Origin of the sequence: Paraburkholderia sp. RCC_158 (assembly GCF_041355255.1) — a bacterium.
In the GTDB taxonomy this organism is placed as follows: domain Bacteria; phylum Pseudomonadota; class Gammaproteobacteria; order Burkholderiales; family Burkholderiaceae; genus Paraburkholderia; species Paraburkholderia graminis.
In genome coordinates this window covers 79,611-99,662 of record NZ_JBFUPM010000006.1, presented here as the reverse complement: position 1 = coordinate 99,662, position 20,052 = coordinate 79,611, and the positions used below count along the sequence as shown (strand labels likewise).

Sequence of the window (20,052 nt, the reverse complement as noted above, 5' to 3'; positions counted from 1 at the left end):
ATAGCAAGGAACCGGCTACCGTAATTTTTGGAAATAGCTAATCATTCAGGTTGTCGTCTTTCACGCGTTTCGAACGCCGGAGCTACCGTTTCATGGAACACGAATGCGATACGCTGCCGCATTGGCTGACCGGTTCGCCGCAGGGCGAAGCCGGCCATGCGTCGGCAGCATACAACCCAGCGGTCACCGCACAACCGGCCTACCCGGCCGGTACGCGGCAGGCCGCGAAGTCAGCCCACGCGGCTGAAGCATCGATCGTATCTGGCCGCGCGGCAACAGGCGCGGCGCCCGCAGGCTTCCTCACGCTGTTCACCGAGGAAGAGATCGGCACGCCCGCGCCGGCCGCGCGGCGCGCGCCGGTCATCAGTCCGCTGGTGCGTTTCGGCAGTGCGCAGGACCGCATCGAATTCGTGCGGCAGCGCATCAGGCAACTGGGCTTCAACTCGTTCAGCTATACGGCCACGCGCACGTCGGCGCATCGCAAGACCATGTTCGTGCTGACGAGCTACGAGTCGCAAAGCTGGCTCACGCGCTATTTCCGCGAGCGTTATTTCGAGCTCGATCCGCGCGTGGCGCTCGCGTCGCCGACCGGCATGCCGTTCCTCTGGAACACGGTCGACATGCGCGCCGATCTGCCGCGTGCGCAAATGCGCAGCGAGCGGCTCGGCGGGCTGATCGACATGCTGGAGGCAACCGGGCGCAAGAGCGGCATTCTCACGCAGATGCCGCTGCCCGAGCCGGAACTGAGCGCGAGCCTGTGCTTTAACTCGGAGATCGCCAATCCGCGCTGGATGACCGAATCGATCGTGGCCGAAACGCTGATGTTCGCGCACACGATTCATGAGTTCATCTGGACGCACGCGAAGAGCGTGATCGGCATGACGCCCGCGCAGCAGCATCGCGTGACGTTGAGCGAGTTGCAGCACGCAGTGCTGAAGGCGGTGGTTCAGGGGCAGCGCGACAAGGAAATCGCGTATTTCCTCGGGCTGTCGCCGCACAATGTGGACTACCATCTGCGCCGCTTGCGGCAGTTGTTCAATGTGCGCAATCGCGTGCAACTGATCAACGTCGCGAAGGCCTACGTGTCGTAGACGCGGGTAGTACGCGGAGTACGCACGGAGCACGCACGGAGCACGCACGTAGTGCAGGCAGGCCACGAAAACGGCGTGGCGGCTTCCCGCCGCCACGCCGTTTTTTTAATGCGCGGGCTTTGCGCCTAGCTCTTCAACCGGTAGCCCGTCTTGAAGATCCACGCGACGATCGCAAGAAACACCGCCAGAAAGAGCGCGGTCATGGCGAGGCTTATTTCGACGTTGACATCCGCGAGACCGTAGAAGCTCCAGCGGAATCCGCTCACCAGATAGACGATCGGATTGAACAGCGTCACGATCTTCCAGAACGGCGGCAGCATGTTCACCGCATAGAAGCTCCCGCCGAGGAACGTCAGCGGCGTGATGATCAGCAGCGGCACGAGTTGCAGTTTCTCGAAGCTATCCGCCCAGATGCCGATGATGAAGCCGAGCAGACTGAACGTGACCGCGGTCAGCACGAGAAACAGGATCATCCAGAACGGATGCTGCACTTGCAGCGGCACGAACAGGCCCGCGGTGGCGAGAATGATGAGCCCGAGCAGGATCGACTTGGTAGCCGCCGCGCCCACATAACTCACGACAATCTCGAGATACGACACGGGCGCGGACAACAACTCGTAGATGGTGCCGGTGAAGCGCGGAAAGTAAATGCCGAACGACGCGTTCGAAATACTTTGCGACAGCAGCGACAACATGATCAACCCCGGCACGATGAACGCGCCGTAGCTGATGCCGTCCACTTCCTTGATACGCGAGCCGATGGCCGCGCCGAACACGACAAAGTAAAGCGACGTGGAAATCACCGGCGCGATGATGCTTTGCATCAGCGTGCGCCAGGTGCGCGCCATCTCGAACTTGTAGATCGCGCGAATGGCGTAGATGTTCATTGATTACCTCGAAGCAGGCTCACGAAGATGTCTTCAAGCGAACTCTGCGTGGTATGCAGGTCCTTGAAACGGATGCTGGCGTCGTCGAGCGCCTTGAGCAGCGCGATGATGTCCGTGCGGCCGCCGTCGCCTTCATAGGTGTAGATCAGTTCGTTGCCGCCTTTGGCGACATCGAGCCCGTAGCCGGCGAGCGCGGGCGGCAGTGCGTCGAGCGGACTCTCCAGTTGCAGCGTCAACTGCTTCTTGCCGAGCTTGCGCATGAGTTCGGTCTTCTCTTCGACGAGCATGATCTCGCCGCCGTTGATCACGCCGATGCGATCCGCCATTTCCTCGGCTTCGTCGATGTAATGCGTGGTCAGGATGATCGTCACGCCGCTTGCCGCGAGCGAACGCACGAGCTTCCACATATCGCGGCGCAATTCGACGTCGACACCGGCCGTGGGTTCGTCGAGGAACAGCACGCGCGGTTCGTGCGACAGCGCCTTCGCGATCAGCACGCGCCGCTTCATGCCGCCCGACAGCGTAATGATCTTGCTATTGCGCTTCTCCCACAGCGACAGGTCGCGCAGCACCTTCTCGATATGCGCGGGATTCTTAGGCTTGCCGAACAGGCCGCGGCTGAACGAGACGGTCGCCCAGACGGTTTCGAACGAATCGGTGGTGAGTTCCTGCGGCACGAGGCCGATCAGCGAGCGCGCGCCGCGATAGTCGGCGGCGATATCGCGGCCGTCCACCATCACGCTGCCTTCGCTCGCGTTGACAATGCCGCAGATGATGCTGATGAGCGTGGTCTTGCCCGCCCCGTTTGGCCCCAGGAGGGCAAAGATTTCTCCGCGGTTGATCCCGAGGTTGATGTTTTTGAGCGCCTGAAAACCGCTTGCATAGGTTTTCGACAGATTCGTGACTGAGACGATTGGCTGCATGGATTCGACGATGGCAGACACCGTTGTTTAAGTGGATGAAATGACGCGCAAGCGCGGCCGCACCCGCAATGTAATGGAAACTGCGAAAGCCTGCAGCGCAACGGATCGAAGTCTACGGGAAGTCGCGTACCGCCGAACGCATCGCCGAGCCATTTCGCTGCAGCGCAAGATAGTTCGGTTTCCATAACGATATCCGCGCGATGCGCGTCGTCTCCCGCACCGTTCCCCGCTCGCCCAGCAGACTCCACCGCCACCGCTCCGGGAACGCCGCGTGCTCGATTTCAGCCGTGCTGCTGCGCCCGTGCGCGTCGCGCCGGCATCCAAGGCACAGTGCTTGCGGCAGTTTGTTCATGTGAGTGCAAGGCGCTCGCGTGACATCAATCGACTCTATGGAGATGAACCATGAAACGCTTTACCAAAACGATTTTTGCTTCAGCGCTCGTAATGGCACTCTCGGGCGGAGCCTTTGCACAAGCGGGCGGCGGTGCCGGTGCCGGCGGTAGCGGCGGCATGGGCGGCGGTGGTGCGGCAGCGGGTGCGGGCGGCGGTAACGGCGTGGGCGCCGGCGGCGGCACGACGGGCGGCGCGGGCGGCACCGCGGCGCCAGGCGTCGGCCCCGGCACGATGAAGCACCCCGGCGATTCCGGCTATGGCTCGCCGGGCGTGACCGGCACCGGCGGCGGCATGGGCACGGGCACCGGCGCATCGCCGAACAGCGCGACCACGAACCGTTCGAATAGCGGCAGCATGAGCAACGGTACGCGCAGCGGCACGAGCGGTACTAACGGTACGATGCAGAACGGGCAGTAATCACGTTAAGGGAAGACTCGCGCTCGGGCCGGGGCAGTCGTATGAATTCGAGGCCCTGATTTAAGAGCGCGAGGAAAGATGGACGGCGGCGCCGCTTGACGGCATCGCCGTCCATTTGTTTTTTCACCCGCAATCCGAGCGCTTGCAATGCTCCAGCGTCGATGGTGGATTTTGCAACGGCTCCAATGTAAAGAAGTCGCGCTTCGCTTTACGGCTCGCCGTCACGGCTCCGCGCATACGAAGCTGCTCGCGAGATTCACATTGCCCTTGCCCGCGTAACGCGGAAACGTCGGATAGCGGCACAACGGTCGCGAGCGTCCATTGGTCGCCGCGGCGATGTCGGTTGCGATCAGCGTTTCCGGCGACGCGCCGCGCGTGACCCAGCTATCGAGCGCGCCAAGCAGATCCACCGACGGCACGAACGCTCCGCTGCCATGCTGAAAACCCGGCACCATGTACAGACGCATGAAACGGTTGACCTCGTCCACACCGTAACGATCGACGAGCGCCTGGCGGTAGGCAATCGTCTGATTCGGGCTGATGACTTCATCCGCGAGACCTTGCAGCGTGATGAGCTTGCCGCCGCGCGCAATGTAGCGCGCGAGGTCCGTGTTCATTGCGCCGATGGTCTGCGACAGCGCGATCAATTGCGCGCGATATTTGCCGGGACGTTGCGGGTCGAACTTCAGCGAGTCGAAGTCCGCGTCGTGTGCAACGAAGTAACGCACATAGCCGTCGCCCTGCGCAAACAGGTAACCGTTGGCGAAGAATCTCGGCGTCGCGAGCCGTTCGGCCTGGTGCCCGAGGCCCAGTGAACCCGCGAAATAAGTGCCCTGAAAAACGTTGTAACCGCGATAACCGCCGACGTTCCAGGCCAGCTTGTACGGCAGCGACAAACCATCGCGCAGCACCATCAACGTAGCGAGTTGCGGCTCGGTGACGCATTCGTCGCGTGGCAGCATGTGCCCCGCGCAACGCAACGAATCGACGATCTCCGCCTCATGCTCCCGGCATGCGGCGACGTCGCTCACGATGCCGTCGGCGGCGCCGTCGAGCCGGTCGCAAACCGCAAGCGTTCGTCGATACACGTGATCCAGCAGCAGCGGAGGGATGAAGCCGCCCGGCGTCGCATATTCGGCCTGGCCGACCTTCACGCCGATGAGCCGCACGCCGGAAAAATTGAGTGCCGGCGAATTGGCGATCACGCCGTCGTAGTCGTCGGGAAAGCGCTGCATCACCGTGTAACCTTCGCGGCCACCGGTCGAGCCGCCGGCGAAATACATGCGCTGCGGCGGCCGCCCATAAGCGCGCGCGATCAACGCAAGCGCGGCGTCGTGTGTCTTCTTCAGATGCGCGTAGCCGAAGTTCGTCACGGCTTCGTCGACGAGACCGAACACCGCCAACGACGAATCGCCCACGTGCCCGGAATCGTCGCCGAACGTCGCATAGCCTTGCGCAAGCGGCGCGCGATCCGGTGAAAACGGCATCACGCCGACGCCGCTCACCACCACGCCGTTGTAACCGCCGCCGCCCACTTGCAGCGCGCGGCCGTTCCAGTGGCGCGGCAGATTCAGGTCGAAGCGGATGTCGGGCGTGGTCGGCTTCGCCGCCTTGATGCGCCCGGTGATGCGGCAGTATTCGCCGCCCTGCTGATTGCCCGGCGCGGTCGCGCCGACCATCGACGCGCTCTCGATCTGCGCGCCCGCAGTCGGCAATGCGATGAGTTCCGGCGGCAAGACGGCGCCCGCGAATTCGGCGCAACGCATCGAAAGCGGCGCCTCCTTTTGCGCGGCGAGCACCATACGCGAGCCGGCTCCGGGCAGCAAGCCGGCAAGCGTGGCCGCGAGCGCTACCGAGGTTGCTAATGCGCGTAGCCGCGAAGCTCGCGGAACAGCCGTGCAGCGCGAGCGCGCCCTCATCCTCAACGCGCCCCGCTCGCTGCCGCGCGCAGTTGCTGCCCTTTCCATCCGTGCCAGCCGCGCGCAAGAATCAGCAGTGCGCCGATCGCGACGACATCGCCGGCCAGCCCGATCAGCACGCCGCGAAAGCCATGAAACATGTGAGGCGTCGCCGTATCGACGATCAGGGACACGAGCGTGCCGCCGACAAAACACACGAGCCCCGTGCGCCCCACGGTAACGACAGCAGGCAGGCGCTGCGCAAGCCGCGCGATGCTGCCCAAGCGCACGAGCCGCGCGGCAAGCCATGCTATGACGATGAAATTGATCACGCGGTCCACGGAAAGATTCTGTTTAAGGGTGCCGGGCAAAGGCTGCGTCAACACGAAAAGTTTAACCGCGGCAAACGCGAGCACGGCGGCGACGGCCGCCCACGTCAACCAGCGAGCGGCCTTCCCTGCATGAAAGCGCTCGCTGACCGGCGCGAGCCGGCACACGATGCCGAGCACGAACATCAGTTGCCACGCAAACGGATTAAAAGCCCAGTCGGCGATGTCGTCAATGCTTAGAAGCGCCGCGAGCGACCGCGCGAGCCACCATACGGCGGCGCTCAGGGCCAGCGCCGCCACGCGCGAGCGCATGGCCAGCGGCACCATGGCCGGCACCAGCAGCGCGTAAAACACGTACATCGGCAGCACGCTCGACAGATACGGCTGCCGGCGCAACACCGCGATTTCAAGCGCCTGATGCAGCGGCCTCGCGGCGAAAGGCGACCAGCCGGTAAGGTCGATCATCGCGTGATTCAGATTGAGGAACGCGAGCACCGCGCCCGAAAGCAGCGTGAGCAGCGCCGTCAACAGATAGGCGCGGTAGATTTCCCAGCAACGCAGCACGAAGCGCAGATTAGCGGCCTTCTCGCCGCGCGTGGCGAGCACCGCCGTATAGGCCGCCGCCGACGCATAGCCGCCGAGAAACACGAACACTTCCGCCGAATCGCACAACGCGTACGCATGCAGCATCAGATGCGAAAGCGTGCTGCCCGGCATGTGATCGAGCACGATGACGATCAGCACGACCCCGCGAAAGAAGTCGACTTCGACGGAGCGTCCGCGGCGAATGTCCATTCGGTTCTCGCAGCAAGGTTATCCAGCAACACAGCACGATATAACGTTTGGGGCGGCGTCGTGCGATGAGTTCATGCACGCTGACAGGCAGCCTCCTGTTTGCAGTGGCGCAGTGGCAATCTGAAATCGCGCTGTCGGCAAGCGGTAATTGTGATTCAGGCGATGGGCGCGATTACGGCGATTCACGCAATTCAGAATTCGCGATGGAAAGCGCATTCGATGCGCGGCAAGTTTTGCGGCTTTCACAGCTATTTGCGAATGCACCGGTAATTGCCGCCGAAAAAAATCCGCGCATTGCGGTGTGCGATTTTTTTCGCTTTTTTTCATCGTAGGATGGTTTCATGCACGACCGTCGGAGTTCGCGCGTCCCGCTCGAACGATGCTCCGCACGGCGGCCACTCATGTGGACCGGACAGACGTGCCCGGTCATTCACGCGGCACCGGTCCTTCCATTACCGGCCTGAACGGTTCGCGCACGCGCACCGCCTTCGCATTGGAAGACACTCACATGAACAAAAGAATCGCCGGCTTCGACGGACTGCGCGCCATTGCAGTCCTGATGGTCTTTCTTCAGCACCGGCTATTCGGCGACATCGGCGAAATAGGCCATCTCGGCGTATGGATCTTCTTTGCACTGAGCGGCTTTCTGATTATCGGCATTCTCTCGGCACAACGGCTTCGCATCGAAGAAAACGGCAGCGGGTTCGTCGTGGAGCTGAAGCGTTTTCTGTTTCGCCGCACGTTGCGCATCTTCCCGATTTATTACCTGATGCTGACCGTGATGTGCGTGCTGATGCTCTTCGGCATCGCGAGTCCGCAACTGGCGAGCGGCATGCCGTTTCATTTCGCTTATCTGTCGAACTTCTGGATCGGCTCAGTGTTGCATTACTGGCCAGGGCGCTACTCGCATTTGTGGAGTCTCGCGATCGAGGAGCAGTTCTATCTCGTCGTCGCGCCGCTGCTGTTGCTGCTTGCCGCGCGCCGCCATTTCGTCGCGTGTGTGATGATCGCGGCGACGGGACTCGTTGCGCTCTTCGCGATGCGCGCCGGGCATTGGCAGGAGATCACGATCTACACGCATCCGTTGAGCAACTTCTGGCTATTGGCGCTCGGCGGAATGGGCGGCCTGATGGTCGCCGGCAACGCAGCCGGTGTGCGTGCGTGGCTCGGCCACGGCGCGACGCTGTTTGCGTTGAGCGTTTGTCTCGTGGGCTTTTGCGCGAGCGAGCCGGTGTGGAGCGAGTTGCACGATCCGCTGCTGTTCACCGTCGTCAATGCCGTGTACGGGGTATGCATCGCGGCGCTCGTGTGTTCGATTGCATGCTGCCGCAATGCGGTCGTCGTGGGTCTGCTGGAAGCGCGCTGGCTCGCGGGGCTCGGGCGGATCAGCTACGGCTTCTATCTGTATCACAACCTGATTCCCGACCTGACCCGCAACCATCGCGCGCAGGCGTTGTTCGGCGGTGCTGTGCCGCTGTGGGCGCATGCGCTGGGGATTGCCGCGTCGTTCGGCATTTCGCTCGGGCTGGCGCTGTTGTCATGGCGGCTGATCGAGGAGCCGATTCTTCGATTGAAGACGCGGCGGGCCTCGGTGGATAACGCGAAGTCTGCAGCGCCGCAGCACGATAAGCGCGGCGCGCGCGTGCTGACAGACGATGATGCGGCTTCCGAGGTCGCTTGAGGTTGTCGAAGTCGACCCTTGGGCACGCGCATTGCTCCCTGCTTGTCATGACTGCGATCAACTGGAGATGCGCCGTGGCCACTCAGCCCGATAGCCCGAACGAGCACGACCAGAAGCCAGACGAAACAAAAGATCCCGGCGGTCCACCCACCGAGGTCTCAAAGCCTATCGGCGATGCAATCCCGACGCCGGTCGAACCGGGGCTTGATCAGCCGCTGCCCGAGAAAGGCGAAACGCCGCCATCGGATGACGACGAAGCGAAGCGCGACCCTTTGGGCGAAACGGAGACGCCTCCGGGCGTTCCGCCGCCGGGGCCATCTGACTTCGCATAGGGCGGTGGCGTCGGCTTATCCGCCTTTACGCGGCTTCGGGCTCAGGCTCCTGCTCGTGCACGATCTTCAGCGTGCTTTTATGCTCCTTGATCAGCCGATACACCGTCTCGCCAGGCACCGTTTCGTGCTCGAGAAGTTCGTCGGCGATAGCGCGCAGCACCGGCTCGTACGCATGCAGCAGGCCATAGCACTGCTCGTTCAATTCCTTCAGCAGCACGTTCGCCTGCTCGATCGCGCTCTTCATCTGAAGACCCGCGTATTGCGAAGGCAACGCGGCGAGGCTGAACAGATTGCCGTCGCTGTTAAAGCCGAACTTGGACACCATGTCGAGGCCGATGCGCGACGCTTCCTGCAAATCGGAAGCCGCCCCGCTCGATGCCTCGGAGAACGCGAGAATTTCCGCGTTGCGACCGCCGAGCAGCACCTTGATCTCGTTGCGGATCTCGGTCTCACGGTACAGATGCTTGTCCTGCGCCTTGGTAATCAGCGCCACGCCGAGCGCGCCGCCTCGCGGCAAAATCGTGACTTCTTCGAGTACGCCTGTGCCGAGCAGCGCGGCCACGAGACCATGCCCCGCTTCGTGCACGGCGATGCGCGTGCGTTCGTCTTCGGTCAGCGCGCGCTCGGCGCCGCTCACGTCGCCGATACGCGCAATCTTGATCGCCTCGATGAAATGCTTGGCCGCGATTTCCGTCTCGCCGGCCTTGCGCGCGACCAGTCCCGCCTGATTCACGACCATCGCGACGGTCGCGGGTGACAGACCCGTGGTCAGACGCGCGAGCTGATCGTAGTCGATGTCCGCCGCTTTCGATTTCAGCTTCTCCGCATAGAAGCGGAAAATCTTCGCGCGGTCTTCGCGATCCGGCAGGCGAACCTGCACCGTGCGATCGAAACGGCCCGGCCGGCGCAATGCCTCGTCGAGATTGTCGGGATGGTTCGTGGCCGCGACGATGATCACGCCTTCGTTCGAAGCGAAACCGTCCATTTCCGCGAGCAACTGATTGATGATGCGGTTGCTCTCGGCTTCGACAGGACCGCCGCCTGTGTCGGTGCGCTTCGCGAGTCCGTCGGCTTCGTCGATGAAGATCACCGTCGGCGCATTCTTGCGCGCCATTTCGAACAGGTGCTTGACCTTCTGGATGCCGACGCCGTAATACTTCGCGCTGAAATAGCTGCCGGTGATCGAGATGAAGTTCGCGCCGCATTCGCCGGCCAGCGCCTGCGCAAGCCGCGTCTTGCCGACGCCCGGGCCGCCCACCATCAGAATGCCGCACGGCGCGCGCACGCCCATGGACGTGAATTGCTTCGGGCTCGACAGATAACCGCGGATGTCCGCGAGCGCCGCCTTCGCTTCGTTCGCGCCGATCACGTCGTCGAAGCGCAGCGTGGGCGCCTTCGTCAACAGCGACGCGCCGCCGCGCATTTCGCGGCGCATGAACCACACCATGCCGCCGATCAGCAGCAGCGGCAGAAGCAGGCTGATCACGTCGCGCGTCTGGTCGAACACCTGAAGCCAGCGCGAGCCGCCCGTGCGAATGTCCGCGTCGGGCAACCACACGAGCTGATAGGAAGCGGCGTCGCCGGTTTTAGGTTCGCCAAGCAGCAGCGCATGCGAAAACGTCGCGTTGTGGTCGGTCACGAAGTACTTCGAACCGTCGCGCTTCGACACGAGAATCGCACTCGGACTCACGCCGATCGCCGCAACGTTCGCGTCATGAATGTCGCGCAGCATTTGCGACGCGTCTTTCTCCTCGCGCGTCCACGCGGACGTATCGTGCCGCATCTGACTCGCGACGCCGGTTAGCGCGGGCGCGACCTGCGCCGAGCGCTGCTGGTAATGCCACAAACTGAATGCGAGCACGAATGCAATGAGCGCGGCCACGGCCGCCACGGTGATTTTGCGCGCACGTCTTTTCTCAAGCGAGTTCTTTCCCGGCTTCATGAGTCACTTCCAAAAACAGGCCCGAGCGAGCCCTAATACATGTCAAATCAGAGGATGAGCGGTTGGGAGAGGAATCGGCTTTCGCGACGCCACGCCTGCCCGGAAGAGAGGATGCCCAACCATGCATCCCTTTTAACCAGTCGCGTACGAGCCAGTATGCCGTGCGGCTGCTTCTTCCAAATCGCAGAAAAGGCCTGTTTCTACCGCCTATCCCGCCGTTTGATGAGGCGGAATATAGGGCGCAAGCCGCGCATGAGATGCGGTAGAAAACTGCTCCGGCGCACAGTTTAGCAGCGTAAAAAAGGCCGTGTATTCTGTAGACCTATCATTTTCAACCCGCCCTATTTTTTGTCATGCGCTGTCGAGCGGTAATCGGTCAATTGTTCCTGATTATTCGTTTCTGGACCGCGCGCATTTTTTTGTTAGGCTTCGCCATTCGTCAGCGCTTGATTGCGGAGACGGCGACATGCCCCTGCGCGGCACGCACATTCAACACGCCACAACTTATGCTTCGATTCGAAAACCTCAGCAAGCGCTATAACGACCGCATCGTTTTCGCGGGATTGCGTCACGACTCCGCCGCCGGTTGCGTCGCGCTCAACGACGAGTCCGGCAGCGGCAAATCCACTTTGCTCGCGATTCTCGCCGGCGCGCTCGCAGCCGATTCCGGCGATGTCTGGATCGGCGGCCATTTGGTGAACGCGGCGCCCGCCGTCGCGAGATCGCTTTTGACGTACGTGCCAGAGGATTGCATGCCGTCGCCCGACCCGACCGGCCGTGAGTACTTGCGGCGCGTGGCCGCGGCGCGCAACGCGAGCGTCAGCGACGCGGCGCTAACGCTCGCCGACCGTTTCGGGCTCACGCCGCATATGGACAAGCGCTTCGAACAGATGTCGTTCGGCACGCGCAAGAAGTTCTTTCTGACCTCGGCGATGCTCGGCGAAACGAGCGTGCTGATCGCCGACGAGCCCGTAGGTGGACTCGACGCCGCCGCGCGCGCCGTGCTGGTCGATCTCTTCACGACACTCGCGCAAACTCGCACGGTGTTTTTCTCGAGCTATGACGAGGCGTTCACTGAAGCCTGCGCGGCCACTCGCATCACGTTTGCCGATCTCGCGCAGCGCGGCTAAACCTGGCGGGCCGTGCACCGCGCCGCGCTCAAATCGACACGCAGATCTTCCCGAAGTGCGCACCCGACGCCTCGTGCCTGAACGCATCCGCGAGTTGCGCGAGTTCGAACGTGCTGTCGATCACCGGCTTGATGCCCGTCACTTCGAGCGCGCGGATCATATCGCGCTGGTCCTGCCGGCTGCCGACGATCAAGCCTTGCAGCCGCTGTTGCCGCGCCATCAGCGCCGCGGTCGGCACGGGGCCGGCGCGGCCCGTCAGCACGCCGATCAGCGCAATATGCCCGCCGATCCGGCAAGCCGTGATCGACTGCGGCAACGTGCCCGGGCCGCCCACTTCGATCACATGATCGACGCCTCGGCCGCCGGTCAGCGAGCGCACTTCCTTGCCCCATTCGGGATTGTCGCGGTAGTTGATCGTATGATCGGCGCCGAGCGCGCGCAGCTTCTCGAGCTTCGCATCCGATGAAGACGTCGCGATAACCGACGCGCCCATGGCTCTCGCAAGCTGCAAAGCGAAGATCGACACGCCGCCCGTGCCGAGCACGAGCACCGTGGCGCCCGCCTTCAACTGACCGTCGACCACGAGCGCCCGCCACGCGGTGAGCCCCGCGGTGGTCAGCGTCGCGGATTCGGCGTGACTATAACCCTGCGGCGCATGCGTGAAATACTGGCTCGGCAGCACGACGACTTCACGCGCATAGCCGTCGACGCCGTCGCCCGGTGTGGTCGTGAAATCGCCGATGGCGGGCGGGCCGTTCTCCCAGAACGGGAAGAAACATGACACCACGTGATCGCCGGCCTTGAATCCGTCGACGCCTGCGCCGACCGCCTCGACGACGCCCGCGCCGTCCGCCATCGGAATACGCCCGGCCTCGGCGGGCAACACACCGCTCACGACGCCATAGTCATGGAAGTTCAATGAGCTCGCGTGAATGCGAACCCGAAGCTGGCCCGCGCCGGGCTGTCCAGGATCGCCGATGTCGACCACCTGGAGACTATCGACGCTGGCGGGTGAACCAATCTTGACGGCTTTCATATCGCGGCTCCTTTAGGTTTTGTCAGGCGCTCGACGCGCGCCCTGCTTCGCCAAAGAATATCGCAAGCAGGTTTTGCATGTCGACGAGCGCGGCATCGCGAACTGTGCGTTTATGCTTGTTCTACGGGGCCAACGCGAAGCCGCGATGCCAGCCCGCTAGCGCACAAAAGAGCCGTACGTCTTGCCCAGTTCATAACGACGCTTCAGTTCGTCCGCGATACGCGCGATGACGTCCGTCCAATTGTCCCGCTCCGGCTGCGTGAAGATGCGCACGCCCGGATACCACGGACTGTCTTCGCGATCGCGCAGCCAGCGCCAGCAGCCGGCGAAGCGATTGAGCAGCCAGACCGGCTTGCCCATCGCAGCGGCGAGATGCGCGACCGACGTATCGACGGAAATGACCAGATCGAGGTTGTCGATAATCGCCGCGGTGTCCGCGAAATCCGCGACTTCATCCATCCAGTCGATCAAATAAGGTTTCGTGGCGGCGCTCGGACGCTTCGCGAGGTCGTCGGTCTTTTGCAGGCTGATCCAGCGAAGCGGCGACGACGCGAACAATGGCGCCATTTGCGCCGAGCTCAGACTGCGTGCGCGGTCTTCGGTAAGCCCCGAGTGACCGCCCGCCCACACGACGCCGACGCGCGGCAGCCCTTGTTGCGGCAACGCGTCGAGTCTCGCGCGCCAGGTCGCGGAGCGCTGCGGGTCCGCGCACAGATATGCGTCGGCCGGGATGTTGTCGAGGCGCGTGCCGAACGCGAGCGGCAGCGACATCAACGGACATTGCCAGTCCCATTGGCTGATGTCCGGCATGACGTCGTCGAGCATCACGAGACCTGGCCAGCGGGCGCACAACGACTCTTCGTAAAGCCGCCGCAACGACGGCGGGCAGATATAGCCCACCTCGGCAAAGCGTTCGAGCGCGAGCGGCAGATAACGCACGAATTGCAGGCTGTCGCCGTGGCCCTGCTCGGGCAACACCAGCAGACGCGCGCCGCTCGCGTTCAGGCCATGCGCGCCGCCCACCACGTCGGGGCGCTCGCCCTTCCATTGCGGCAACGGCAGTTGCGGCGCCTGCGACGCGGGCTGCCCGCGCGCATCGACGAAATTCGCCGTGCGCTCCTCGAAGTAAGGCCACGCCTCTTCATAGCGGCCCGCCGCGAGCAGCACCAGGCTGAGACTCGCGCGCGCACCGCGATTTGCGGGATCGAGCGCGATGGCTTGCCTGATATGCCGCTCCGCGTCGCTCAACGAGCCCAGATCCTTGACGACGACGCCGAGGTTCGCATGCGCCTGCGCGTAGTCCGGTTTCAGCTCGATCAAACGCCGATAGACAGCCGCGGCCTCGTCGGAACGCCCTTGCAATTGCAGCGCCACGCCCAGGTAGTAGTGAAGCGGGAGCGAATCCGGCTGATGGACAAGTCCCGCCTTCGCGGTCTGTGCGATGCTCGCGAACATGCGCAGCTTGATCTGGACGAGGCACAGCATGTCGAAGAACGGCGGCTGCGGCTCGACTTCGATCGCGCGCTCGATCCAGCGCTGCGCCAACGGAAGCTGATCCGACGCGAGCGCCACCAGCCCACGCGCATAAAGAGCCCCGGCGTGCGTCGAATCGTGCATGATGATCCGGTCGAGCAGCGCCTGCGCCGTATCGAGCCGGCCTGCGACGCGCGCCTCCTCCGCCTCGTTGAACCAGAGCGAGATGACTTCAGACGAGACTTCAGATGACAGCGGAGTTGGGCTTTGCATGATCGCAAGAATGAGATTGCGTTGATGAACCGTGGAGGCGTTGCCCGGGCACGGGCTGCGAACGCTGCGTTACTGCGAGCTGCGTCGATTATCGATGCCCCGCGCGCGAACCTGTGTAGGACCGTTCCGAATCGGACGCGCACATTGGCGTCAGCAATAAAGTAAAAACGCCGGGATACGGACTTGACCTTACCCCCGTGGGAAGGTCCAAGATCGCCCTGAGATTTATCTCAGGAGATTCGAAATGGAACTGGAATTAGCGGTGAAAGATATGTCGTGCGGCGGCTGCGCCAACTCGATCGCTCGCGCGCTCACCGGTGTCGATCCGGCTGCGGCCGTCGACATCGACGTGTCCACAAAAATCGTCAAGATTGCTTCGACGCTGCCGGCCGCGCAACTGATCGAGGCGATCGAAGCGGCGGGCTTTCATCCGTCGATAAAAAACTGATCATGTATGTTTCGCTCGAAAGAGCTTTTAACGGGAATCGACTATGAACAAATTTCGCGCGTTTTGCTTGCTTCGTGTTGTATGCGTATCCGCCGGCCTCGCATGCGCCGTTGCCGCCGTGCCTGCTCATGCGCAGCACACGGCGTCCATGCCCGGCATGGACATGTCCTCACCGGCCGATGCCGGCTCGGGCGACTCGACGCCGGCATTCAAGGCCGCCGACGACAAGATGATGAAGAACATGAGCGCGCCGGCCTACACCGGCGACGCCGACAAGGACTTCGTCGCGCACATGATCCCGCACCACGAGGGCGCGGTCGACATGGCGCAGGTCGAGCTCAAGTACGGCAAGGACCCCGAACTGAAGCGCCTTGCCAGGAACATCATCAAGGCGCAGCACGAAGAGATCGCCTTCATGCAACGCTGGCAGGCGAAACACGGCGCGAAGTAGTCTCGCAGGCGAGGACGGAGCCGCTCAGTGCTGGGTGGCGCCCGCTCCGGAACCGGCTTCCATGTCGTCCGCCAACGCGTCGTCTGCCGACTCCGCCTGCTCGGCGGCCGCGCTGTTCGCGGCCTCCTGCAGCAGGCGCGCGGCATGGCTCGCCGTGATGCGCTTGCGGGCAACTCCCTTTGCATCCAGTCCGATAACCTGGAACAATTCGCGGTCGCACTCGAGTTCCTGCCGATACTGCTCGCCGGTACTGACGAGTAATTCGAGCATGCTCTGCTGACGGAGGCGCTCGTCGGTCGTGACGGCAGGATTCCTACATATCGTGGACGCAAGTGCAACCAGCGTATCCAGTTTGCTCATCTGCCGGTCACAGAAATGGAAAGCCGACAACGCGAGCTTTTCGTACTGGAGAGCATCGACAGGCGGGCGAGAATCGGCTTGCGGCGGCTTCTTGTTCTTACTCATTGTGCGATCTCTCTAAGACATCAGTGGGTCGCCCGCATCCTGCTGCTGGACGATGCGGTTACGATCGCAGGCGGTCAAACCTGGTCATCGGTTGTTCTTCAACGGGCTGTTGATTATAGCGAGTACCGAGCCGTGAAAGTACAACCAGGCAAGCTAAATATGACGATGTTTCGTCACCCGAATTATTTCGTTTAGCCTGGCAGCCGCGATCGTCCATCGACGCACAAATCCGAGATACGTCGCACGGCTAAACAGCCGCGGGCACCATCACCCAACCTTCCATCAACACGCGCGCGCTGCGGCTCATTACCGCCTTCTTCACGACCCACTCGCCGCCTGCGAGCGCCGCCTCGGCCCCGACTCGCAGCGTGCCCGACGGATGCCCGAATCTCACGGCTTCGCGCTCGCCGCCGCCGGCCGCCAGGTTCACCAATGTGCCCGGAATCGCCGCCGCCGTGCCGATTGCGACCGCCGCCGTGCCCATCATCGCGTGGTGCAGTTTGCCCATCGACATTGCGCGCACAAGCAAATCGACATCGCCCGCATTGATCCGCTTGCCGCTCGACGACACGTAATCAGCGGGCCGCGCGACGAACGCGATTTTCGGCGTGTGCTGCCGCGTCGCGATTTCGTCCAAATTCTTAACGAGTCCCATACGCAGCGCGCCATGAGCGCGAATTGTCTCAAACATGGCCAGCGCTTTTTCATCGCTATTGATGGCGTCCTGCAACTCCGTGCCCTTGTAGCCGATCGCTTCCGCATCCACGAAAATAGTCGGAATGCCGGCGTTGATCATCGTCGCCTTCAACGTGCCGACGCCCGGCACGTCCAGGTCGTCGACGAGATTGCCCGTCGGGAACATCGAGCCGCCCGCGCCGTCTTCTTCCGCAGCCGGGTCCATGAATTCGAGCTGCACTTCCGCGGCCGGGAAGGTCACGCCGTCGAGTTCGAAGTCGCCGGTTTCCTGCACCGCGCCGCCCGTCATCGGCACATGCGCGATGATCGTCTTGCCGATGTTCGCCTGCCAGATGCGTACGGTCGCCACGCCATCGCGCGGAATGCGGCTCGCGTCGACCAGGCCCGCGCTGATCGCGAACGGTCCGACCGCCGCCGACAGATTGCCGCAGTTGCCGCTCCAGTCGACGAACGGCTTGTCGATCGACACCTGGCCGAACAGATAATCCACGTCATGATCGGGCCTGCTGCTTTTGCCGACGATCACGGTCTTGCTGGTGCTCGACGTCGCGCCGCCCATGCCGTCAATCTGCTTGCCATACGGATCGGGGCTGCCGATCACGCGCAGCAGCAGCGCGTCGCGCGCGGCGCCGGGCATTTGCGCCGCGTCGGGCAAATCCTGCAAGCGAAAAAACACGCCCTTGCTCGTGCCGCCACGCATGTACGTGGCCGGAATCCTGATTTGCGGTTGATGCGCCATGAAAGTGTCCTGAAACGAAATCGTGATCAAGCCGCCGCTCGCGACGACTCCAGAAAGTCCTGCGCAAAGCGCTGCAACACGCCGCCGGCCTCGTAGATGGAAACCTCTTCGGCGGTATCGAGCCGGCACGTCACCGGCACCTCGACGCGCTCGCCGCTCCTGCGATGAATCACCAGCGTCAGGTCCGCGCGCGGCTTGCGTTCGCCGACCACGTCGAAAGTTTCGGTGCCGTCAATCGCGAGCGTGATGCGGTTCACGCCCGGCTTGAACTCGAGCGGCAACACGCCCATGCCGACCAGGTTCGTGCGGTGAATGCGCTCGAAACCTTCGGCAACGATCGCTTCCGCGCCGGCGAGGCGCACGCCTTTCGCTGCCCAGTCGCGCGACGAACCCTGACCGTAATCCGCGCCCGCGATCACGATGAGCGGCTGCTTGCGCTCCATATACGTTTCGATGGCTTCCCACATGCGCGTGATCTTGCCCTCGGGCTCGATGCGCGCGAGAGAACCGGCCTTCACCTTGCCGTCCACCACGACCATCTCGTTCTTCAAGGTTGGGTTCGCAAACGTCGCGCGCTGCGCGGTCAGATGATCGCCGCGATGCGTCGCGTACGAATTGAAATCCTCTTCGGGCAAGCCCATTTTCGTGAGGTATTCGCCCGCTGCGCTGTCCGGCAGAATCGCGTTCGACGGCGACAGGTGATCCGTCGTGATGTTATCGCCGAGCACGGCAAGCGCACGCATGGCCTTTAACGTGCGCTCGCCTGCCAATGCGCCTTCCCAATACGGCGGACGGCGAATATACGTGCTCGTCGGGCGCCAGTCGTAGAGCGGGTCGGCTTTATCTCCAGTGTCGACGGAAACCGCGAACATCGGCTCATACACTTTGCGGAACTGCTCGGGCTTCACGCTCGAAGCGACGATCGCGTCGATCTCTTCGTCCGACGGCCAGATGTCCTTCAACGTCACCGCATTGCCTTCGGCATCGACACCGAGCACGTCCTTTTCGATGTCGAAGCGAATCGTGCCCGCAATCGCATACGCGACCACCAGCGGCGGCGACGCGAGAAACGCCTGCTTCGCAAAGGGATGAATGCGTCCGTCGAAATTGCGGTTGCCCGACAGCACGGCAGTCGCGTAAAGATCGCGCTCCACGATCTCCTTCTGAATGACCGGATCGAGCGCGCCCGACATGCCGTTGCACGACGTGCACGCATATGCGACCACGCCGAAACCGAGCTGCTCGAGTTCGGGCAGCAAGCCGGCTTCTTCCAGATACAGCGTGACGGCTTTCGAGCCCGGCGCAAGCGATGTCTTCGCCCACGGCTTGCGCGTCAATCCGCGCCGGTTTGCGTTGCGCGCGAGTAGACCGGCCGCAATCATGTTGCGCGGATTGTTGGTGTTCGTGCAGCTCGTGATGGCCGCGATGATCACCGCGCCGTCCGGCATTAGGCCCGGCTCGTTTTCAACTTTTCCGCTGATGCCGCGCGCGGCCAGCTCCGAGACCGGCAAGCGCCGATGCGGATTCGACGGCCCGGCGAGCGTGCGCACGACCGTCGACAGATCGAACGTGAGCACGCGTTCATACCCGGCTTGCTCGAGGCTGTCGGCCCACAAGCCGGTTTGCTTCGCATACGTTTCGACGAGCGTCACGAGTTCGTCGTCGCGGCCCGTCAGCTTCAGATACTTGATGGTCTGTTCGTCGATATAAAACATCGCGGCCGTCGCGCCGAATTCGGGCGCCATGTTGGCGATGGTCGCGCGGTCGCCGAGCGTGAGCTTCGTCGTGCCTTCGCCGAAAAATTCCAGGTACGCGCCGACCACTTTCTCTTTGCGGAGGAACTCGGTGAGCGACAGTACGACGTCGGTTGCAGTGATGCCTTCGCCGGGCTTGCCCGTCAACTCCACGCCGACGATATCCGGCAGCCGCATATACGACGCGCGGCCCAGCATCACGCTTTCCGCTTCGAGTCCGCCCACGCCGATGGCGATCACGCCGAGCGCGTCGACCATCGGCGTATGCGAGTCCGTGCCGACGAGCGTATCGGGAAACGCCACGCCGTCTTGCACCTGCACGACGGGGCTCATGCGTTCGAGGTTGATCTGATGCAGGATGCCGTTGCCCGGCGGAATCACGTCGACATTCCTGAACGCGCGCTTCGTCCAGTCGATGAAATGAAAGCGGTCTTCATTGCGGCGATCTTCGATAGCACGATTCTTCGCGAACGCATCGGGATCGAAACCGCCGCATTCCACCGCGAGCGAATGATCGACGACGAGTTGCGTCGGCACTACCGGATTGACGAGCGCCGGGTCGCCGCCCTGCGCGGCAATCGCGTCGCGCAAACCGGCGAGATCGACGAGCGCGGTCTGGCCGAGAATGTCGTGACACACGACGCGCGCGGGAAACCACGGAAAATCCAGCTCGCGTTTGCGCTCGATAATCTGTTTCAGCGACGCGACGAGCGTCACCGGATCGCAGCGTCGCACGAGATTCTCCGCGAGCACGCGCGAGGTGTACGGCAGCTTGTCGTAGGCGCCGGGCTGGATTGCGTCGACGGCGGCGCGCGCGTCGAAGAAATCGAGCTCGGTGCCGGGAAGGCGTTTGCGGTAGGCAGTATTCATGGCTTGGGGACGATCGGTAATGAAGCGCA

Annotated in this window: 19 protein-coding genes; 8 read left to right on the top strand and 11 right to left on the bottom strand. The window is 62.9% G+C overall.

Translation table 11 applies throughout. The features are described 5' to 3' along the window. Positions 1–92 precede the first annotated feature (92 nt). Entirely contained in the window at positions 93–1,091 is a 999-nt protein-coding gene (locus AB6809_RS14200; protein ID WP_006049156.1) for a LuxR family transcriptional regulator, read from the top strand. A 125-nt stretch (positions 1,092–1,216) separates the two neighbouring features. Here AB6809_RS14200 and AB6809_RS14195 read toward each other — a convergent pair whose 3' ends face one another. From AB6809_RS14195 to AB6809_RS14185, 3 genes are all read right to left on the bottom strand, one after another. Further along, complete coding sequence (locus AB6809_RS14195; protein ID WP_006049155.1) at positions 1,217–1,978, bottom strand: ABC transporter permease; 762 nt, start codon at positions 1,976–1,978, stop codon at positions 1,217–1,219. Next, positions 1,975–2,901 carry an ABC transporter ATP-binding protein gene (locus AB6809_RS14190; RefSeq protein ID WP_006049154.1) on the bottom strand — a complete coding sequence of 309 codons (927 nt, stop codon included), beginning with the start codon at positions 2,899–2,901 and terminating at the stop codon, positions 1,975–1,977. The genes AB6809_RS14195 and AB6809_RS14190 overlap by 4 nt, the downstream gene beginning before the upstream one ends. 112 nt (positions 2,902–3,013) lie before the next feature. After that, on the bottom strand, positions 3,014–3,253 hold the full coding sequence (locus tag AB6809_RS14185) for a hypothetical protein (RefSeq protein WP_029966524.1): 240 nt from the start codon (positions 3,251–3,253) through the stop codon (positions 3,014–3,016). A gap of 50 nt (positions 3,254–3,303) precedes the next feature. Here AB6809_RS14185 and AB6809_RS14180 point away from each other — a divergent pair, with 50 nt between their 5' ends. Beyond that, positions 3,304–3,711: a hypothetical protein gene (locus AB6809_RS14180; RefSeq protein WP_029966526.1), complete on the top strand. Its 408-nt coding sequence runs from the start codon at positions 3,304–3,306 to the stop codon at positions 3,709–3,711. 221 nt (positions 3,712–3,932) lie between these two features. On the opposite strand, the gene AB6809_RS14175 is transcribed toward AB6809_RS14180, so the two are convergent. Both AB6809_RS14175 and AB6809_RS14170 read right to left on the bottom strand, forming a co-directional pair. Then, positions 3,933–5,630, bottom strand: coding sequence for a tannase/feruloyl esterase family alpha/beta hydrolase (locus AB6809_RS14175; protein WP_370882146.1), 1,698 nt, complete (start codon positions 5,628–5,630; stop codon positions 3,933–3,935). 2 nt (positions 5,631–5,632) lie between these two features. After that, positions 5,633–6,733 (bottom strand): OpgC domain-containing protein, encoded by a 1,101-nt coding sequence (locus AB6809_RS14170; RefSeq protein ID WP_029966530.1) that lies wholly within the window; start codon positions 6,731–6,733, stop codon positions 5,633–5,635. A 65-nt stretch (positions 6,734–6,798) separates the two neighbouring features. Between AB6809_RS14170 and AB6809_RS14165 the strand changes: the two genes are divergently transcribed. The 3 genes from AB6809_RS14165 to AB6809_RS14155 all read left to right on the top strand — a co-directional run bounded on the left by AB6809_RS14165 (position 6,799) and on the right by AB6809_RS14155 (position 8,746). Then, on the top strand, positions 6,799–7,065 hold the full coding sequence (locus tag AB6809_RS14165; RefSeq protein ID WP_029966532.1) for a hypothetical protein: 267 nt from the start codon (positions 6,799–6,801) through the stop codon (positions 7,063–7,065). Positions 7,066–7,241: 176 nt separating this feature from the next. Beyond that, positions 7,242–8,414 carry an acyltransferase gene (locus tag AB6809_RS14160; RefSeq protein WP_035569558.1) on the top strand — a complete coding sequence of 391 codons (1,173 nt, stop codon included), beginning with the start codon at positions 7,242–7,244 and terminating at the stop codon, positions 8,412–8,414. Positions 8,415–8,488: 74 nt separating this feature from the next. Further along, positions 8,489–8,746: a hypothetical protein gene (locus AB6809_RS14155; RefSeq protein WP_029966536.1), complete on the top strand. Its 258-nt coding sequence runs from the start codon at positions 8,489–8,491 to the stop codon at positions 8,744–8,746. Between the two features lie 25 nt (positions 8,747–8,771). On the opposite strand, the gene AB6809_RS14150 is transcribed toward AB6809_RS14155, so the two are convergent. Then, a complete protein-coding gene (locus AB6809_RS14150) occupies positions 8,772–10,688 on the bottom strand; it encodes an AAA family ATPase (RefSeq protein ID WP_029966537.1) in 1,917 nt (638 codons plus the stop codon). Between the two features lie 506 nt (positions 10,689–11,194). Between AB6809_RS14150 and AB6809_RS14145 the strand changes: the two genes are divergently transcribed. Next, entirely contained in the window at positions 11,195–11,818 is a 624-nt protein-coding gene (locus AB6809_RS14145; protein WP_029966538.1) for an ATP-binding cassette domain-containing protein, read from the top strand. A gap of 28 nt (positions 11,819–11,846) precedes the next feature. Here AB6809_RS14145 and AB6809_RS14140 read toward each other — a convergent pair whose 3' ends face one another. Next, positions 11,847–12,854: an NAD(P)-dependent alcohol dehydrogenase gene (locus tag AB6809_RS14140; protein ID WP_029966539.1), complete on the bottom strand. Its 1,008-nt coding sequence runs from the start codon at positions 12,852–12,854 to the stop codon at positions 11,847–11,849. 156 nt (positions 12,855–13,010) lie between these two features. Then, positions 13,011–14,600 (bottom strand): tetratricopeptide repeat protein, encoded by a 1,590-nt coding sequence (locus tag AB6809_RS14135; RefSeq protein WP_029966540.1) that lies wholly within the window; start codon positions 14,598–14,600, stop codon positions 13,011–13,013. Between the two features lie 250 nt (positions 14,601–14,850). On the opposite strand from AB6809_RS14135, the gene AB6809_RS14130 reads away from it, so the two are divergent. Next, positions 14,851–15,048, top strand: coding sequence for a heavy-metal-associated domain-containing protein (locus tag AB6809_RS14130; protein WP_029966541.1), 198 nt, complete (start codon positions 14,851–14,853; stop codon positions 15,046–15,048). A 43-nt stretch (positions 15,049–15,091) separates the two neighbouring features. After that, a complete protein-coding gene (locus AB6809_RS14125; RefSeq protein ID WP_029966542.1) occupies positions 15,092–15,499 on the top strand; it encodes a DUF305 domain-containing protein in 408 nt (135 codons plus the stop codon). Positions 15,500–15,523: 24 nt separating this feature from the next. Here AB6809_RS14125 and AB6809_RS14120 read toward each other — a convergent pair whose 3' ends face one another. From AB6809_RS14120 to acnD, 3 genes are all read right to left on the bottom strand, one after another. Then, positions 15,524–15,964 carry a hypothetical protein gene (locus AB6809_RS14120; RefSeq protein ID WP_006049141.1) on the bottom strand — a complete coding sequence of 147 codons (441 nt, stop codon included), beginning with the start codon at positions 15,962–15,964 and terminating at the stop codon, positions 15,524–15,526. A 247-nt stretch (positions 15,965–16,211) separates the two neighbouring features. Further along, entirely contained in the window at positions 16,212–17,399 is a 1,188-nt protein-coding gene (gene prpF, locus AB6809_RS14115; RefSeq protein ID WP_029966543.1) for a 2-methylaconitate cis-trans isomerase PrpF, read from the bottom strand. Between the two features lie 26 nt (positions 17,400–17,425). Beyond that, positions 17,426–20,023: a Fe/S-dependent 2-methylisocitrate dehydratase AcnD gene (gene acnD / locus AB6809_RS14110; RefSeq protein ID WP_192699398.1), complete on the bottom strand. Its 2,598-nt coding sequence runs from the start codon at positions 20,021–20,023 to the stop codon at positions 17,426–17,428. Between the last annotated feature and the right edge of the window lie 29 nt (positions 20,024–20,052).

Excerpts from the sequence above, each read along its gene's own strand:
- AB6809_RS14200 (WP_006049156.1), top strand. The coding sequence starts at position 93 with ATGGAACACGAATGCGATACGCTGCCGCATTGGCTGACCGGTTCGCCG.
- AB6809_RS14195 (WP_006049155.1), bottom strand. The coding sequence starts at position 1,978 with ATGAACATCTACGCCATTCGCGCGATCTACAAGTTCGAGATGGCGCGC.
- AB6809_RS14190 (WP_006049154.1), bottom strand. The coding sequence starts at position 2,901 with ATGCAGCCAATCGTCTCAGTCACGAATCTGTCGAAAACCTATGCAAGC.
- AB6809_RS14185 (WP_029966524.1), bottom strand. The coding sequence starts at position 3,253 with ATGAACAAACTGCCGCAAGCACTGTGCCTTGGATGCCGGCGCGACGCG.
- AB6809_RS14180 (WP_029966526.1), top strand. The coding sequence starts at position 3,304 with ATGAAACGCTTTACCAAAACGATTTTTGCTTCAGCGCTCGTAATGGCA.
- AB6809_RS14175 (WP_370882146.1), bottom strand. The coding sequence starts at position 5,630 with ATGAGGGCGCGCTCGCGCTGCACGGCTGTTCCGCGAGCTTCGCGGCTA.
- AB6809_RS14170 (WP_029966530.1), bottom strand. The coding sequence starts at position 6,733 with ATGGACATTCGCCGCGGACGCTCCGTCGAAGTCGACTTCTTTCGCGGG.
- AB6809_RS14165 (WP_029966532.1), top strand. The coding sequence starts at position 6,799 with ATGAGTTCATGCACGCTGACAGGCAGCCTCCTGTTTGCAGTGGCGCAG.
- AB6809_RS14160 (WP_035569558.1), top strand. The coding sequence starts at position 7,242 with ATGAACAAAAGAATCGCCGGCTTCGACGGACTGCGCGCCATTGCAGTC.
- AB6809_RS14150 (WP_029966537.1), bottom strand. The coding sequence starts at position 10,688 with ATGAAGCCGGGAAAGAACTCGCTTGAGAAAAGACGTGCGCGCAAAATC.
- AB6809_RS14145 (WP_029966538.1), top strand. The coding sequence starts at position 11,195 with ATGCTTCGATTCGAAAACCTCAGCAAGCGCTATAACGACCGCATCGTT.
- AB6809_RS14140 (WP_029966539.1), bottom strand. The coding sequence starts at position 12,854 with ATGAAAGCCGTCAAGATTGGTTCACCCGCCAGCGTCGATAGTCTCCAG.
- AB6809_RS14135 (WP_029966540.1), bottom strand. The coding sequence starts at position 14,600 with ATGCAAAGCCCAACTCCGCTGTCATCTGAAGTCTCGTCTGAAGTCATC.
- AB6809_RS14125 (WP_029966542.1), top strand. The coding sequence starts at position 15,092 with ATGAACAAATTTCGCGCGTTTTGCTTGCTTCGTGTTGTATGCGTATCC.
- AB6809_RS14120 (WP_006049141.1), bottom strand. The coding sequence starts at position 15,964 with ATGAGTAAGAACAAGAAGCCGCCGCAAGCCGATTCTCGCCCGCCTGTC.
- prpF (WP_029966543.1), bottom strand. The coding sequence starts at position 17,399 with ATGGCGCATCAACCGCAAATCAGGATTCCGGCCACGTACATGCGTGGC.
- acnD (WP_192699398.1), bottom strand. The coding sequence starts at position 20,023 with ATGAATACTGCCTACCGCAAACGCCTTCCCGGCACCGAGCTCGATTTC.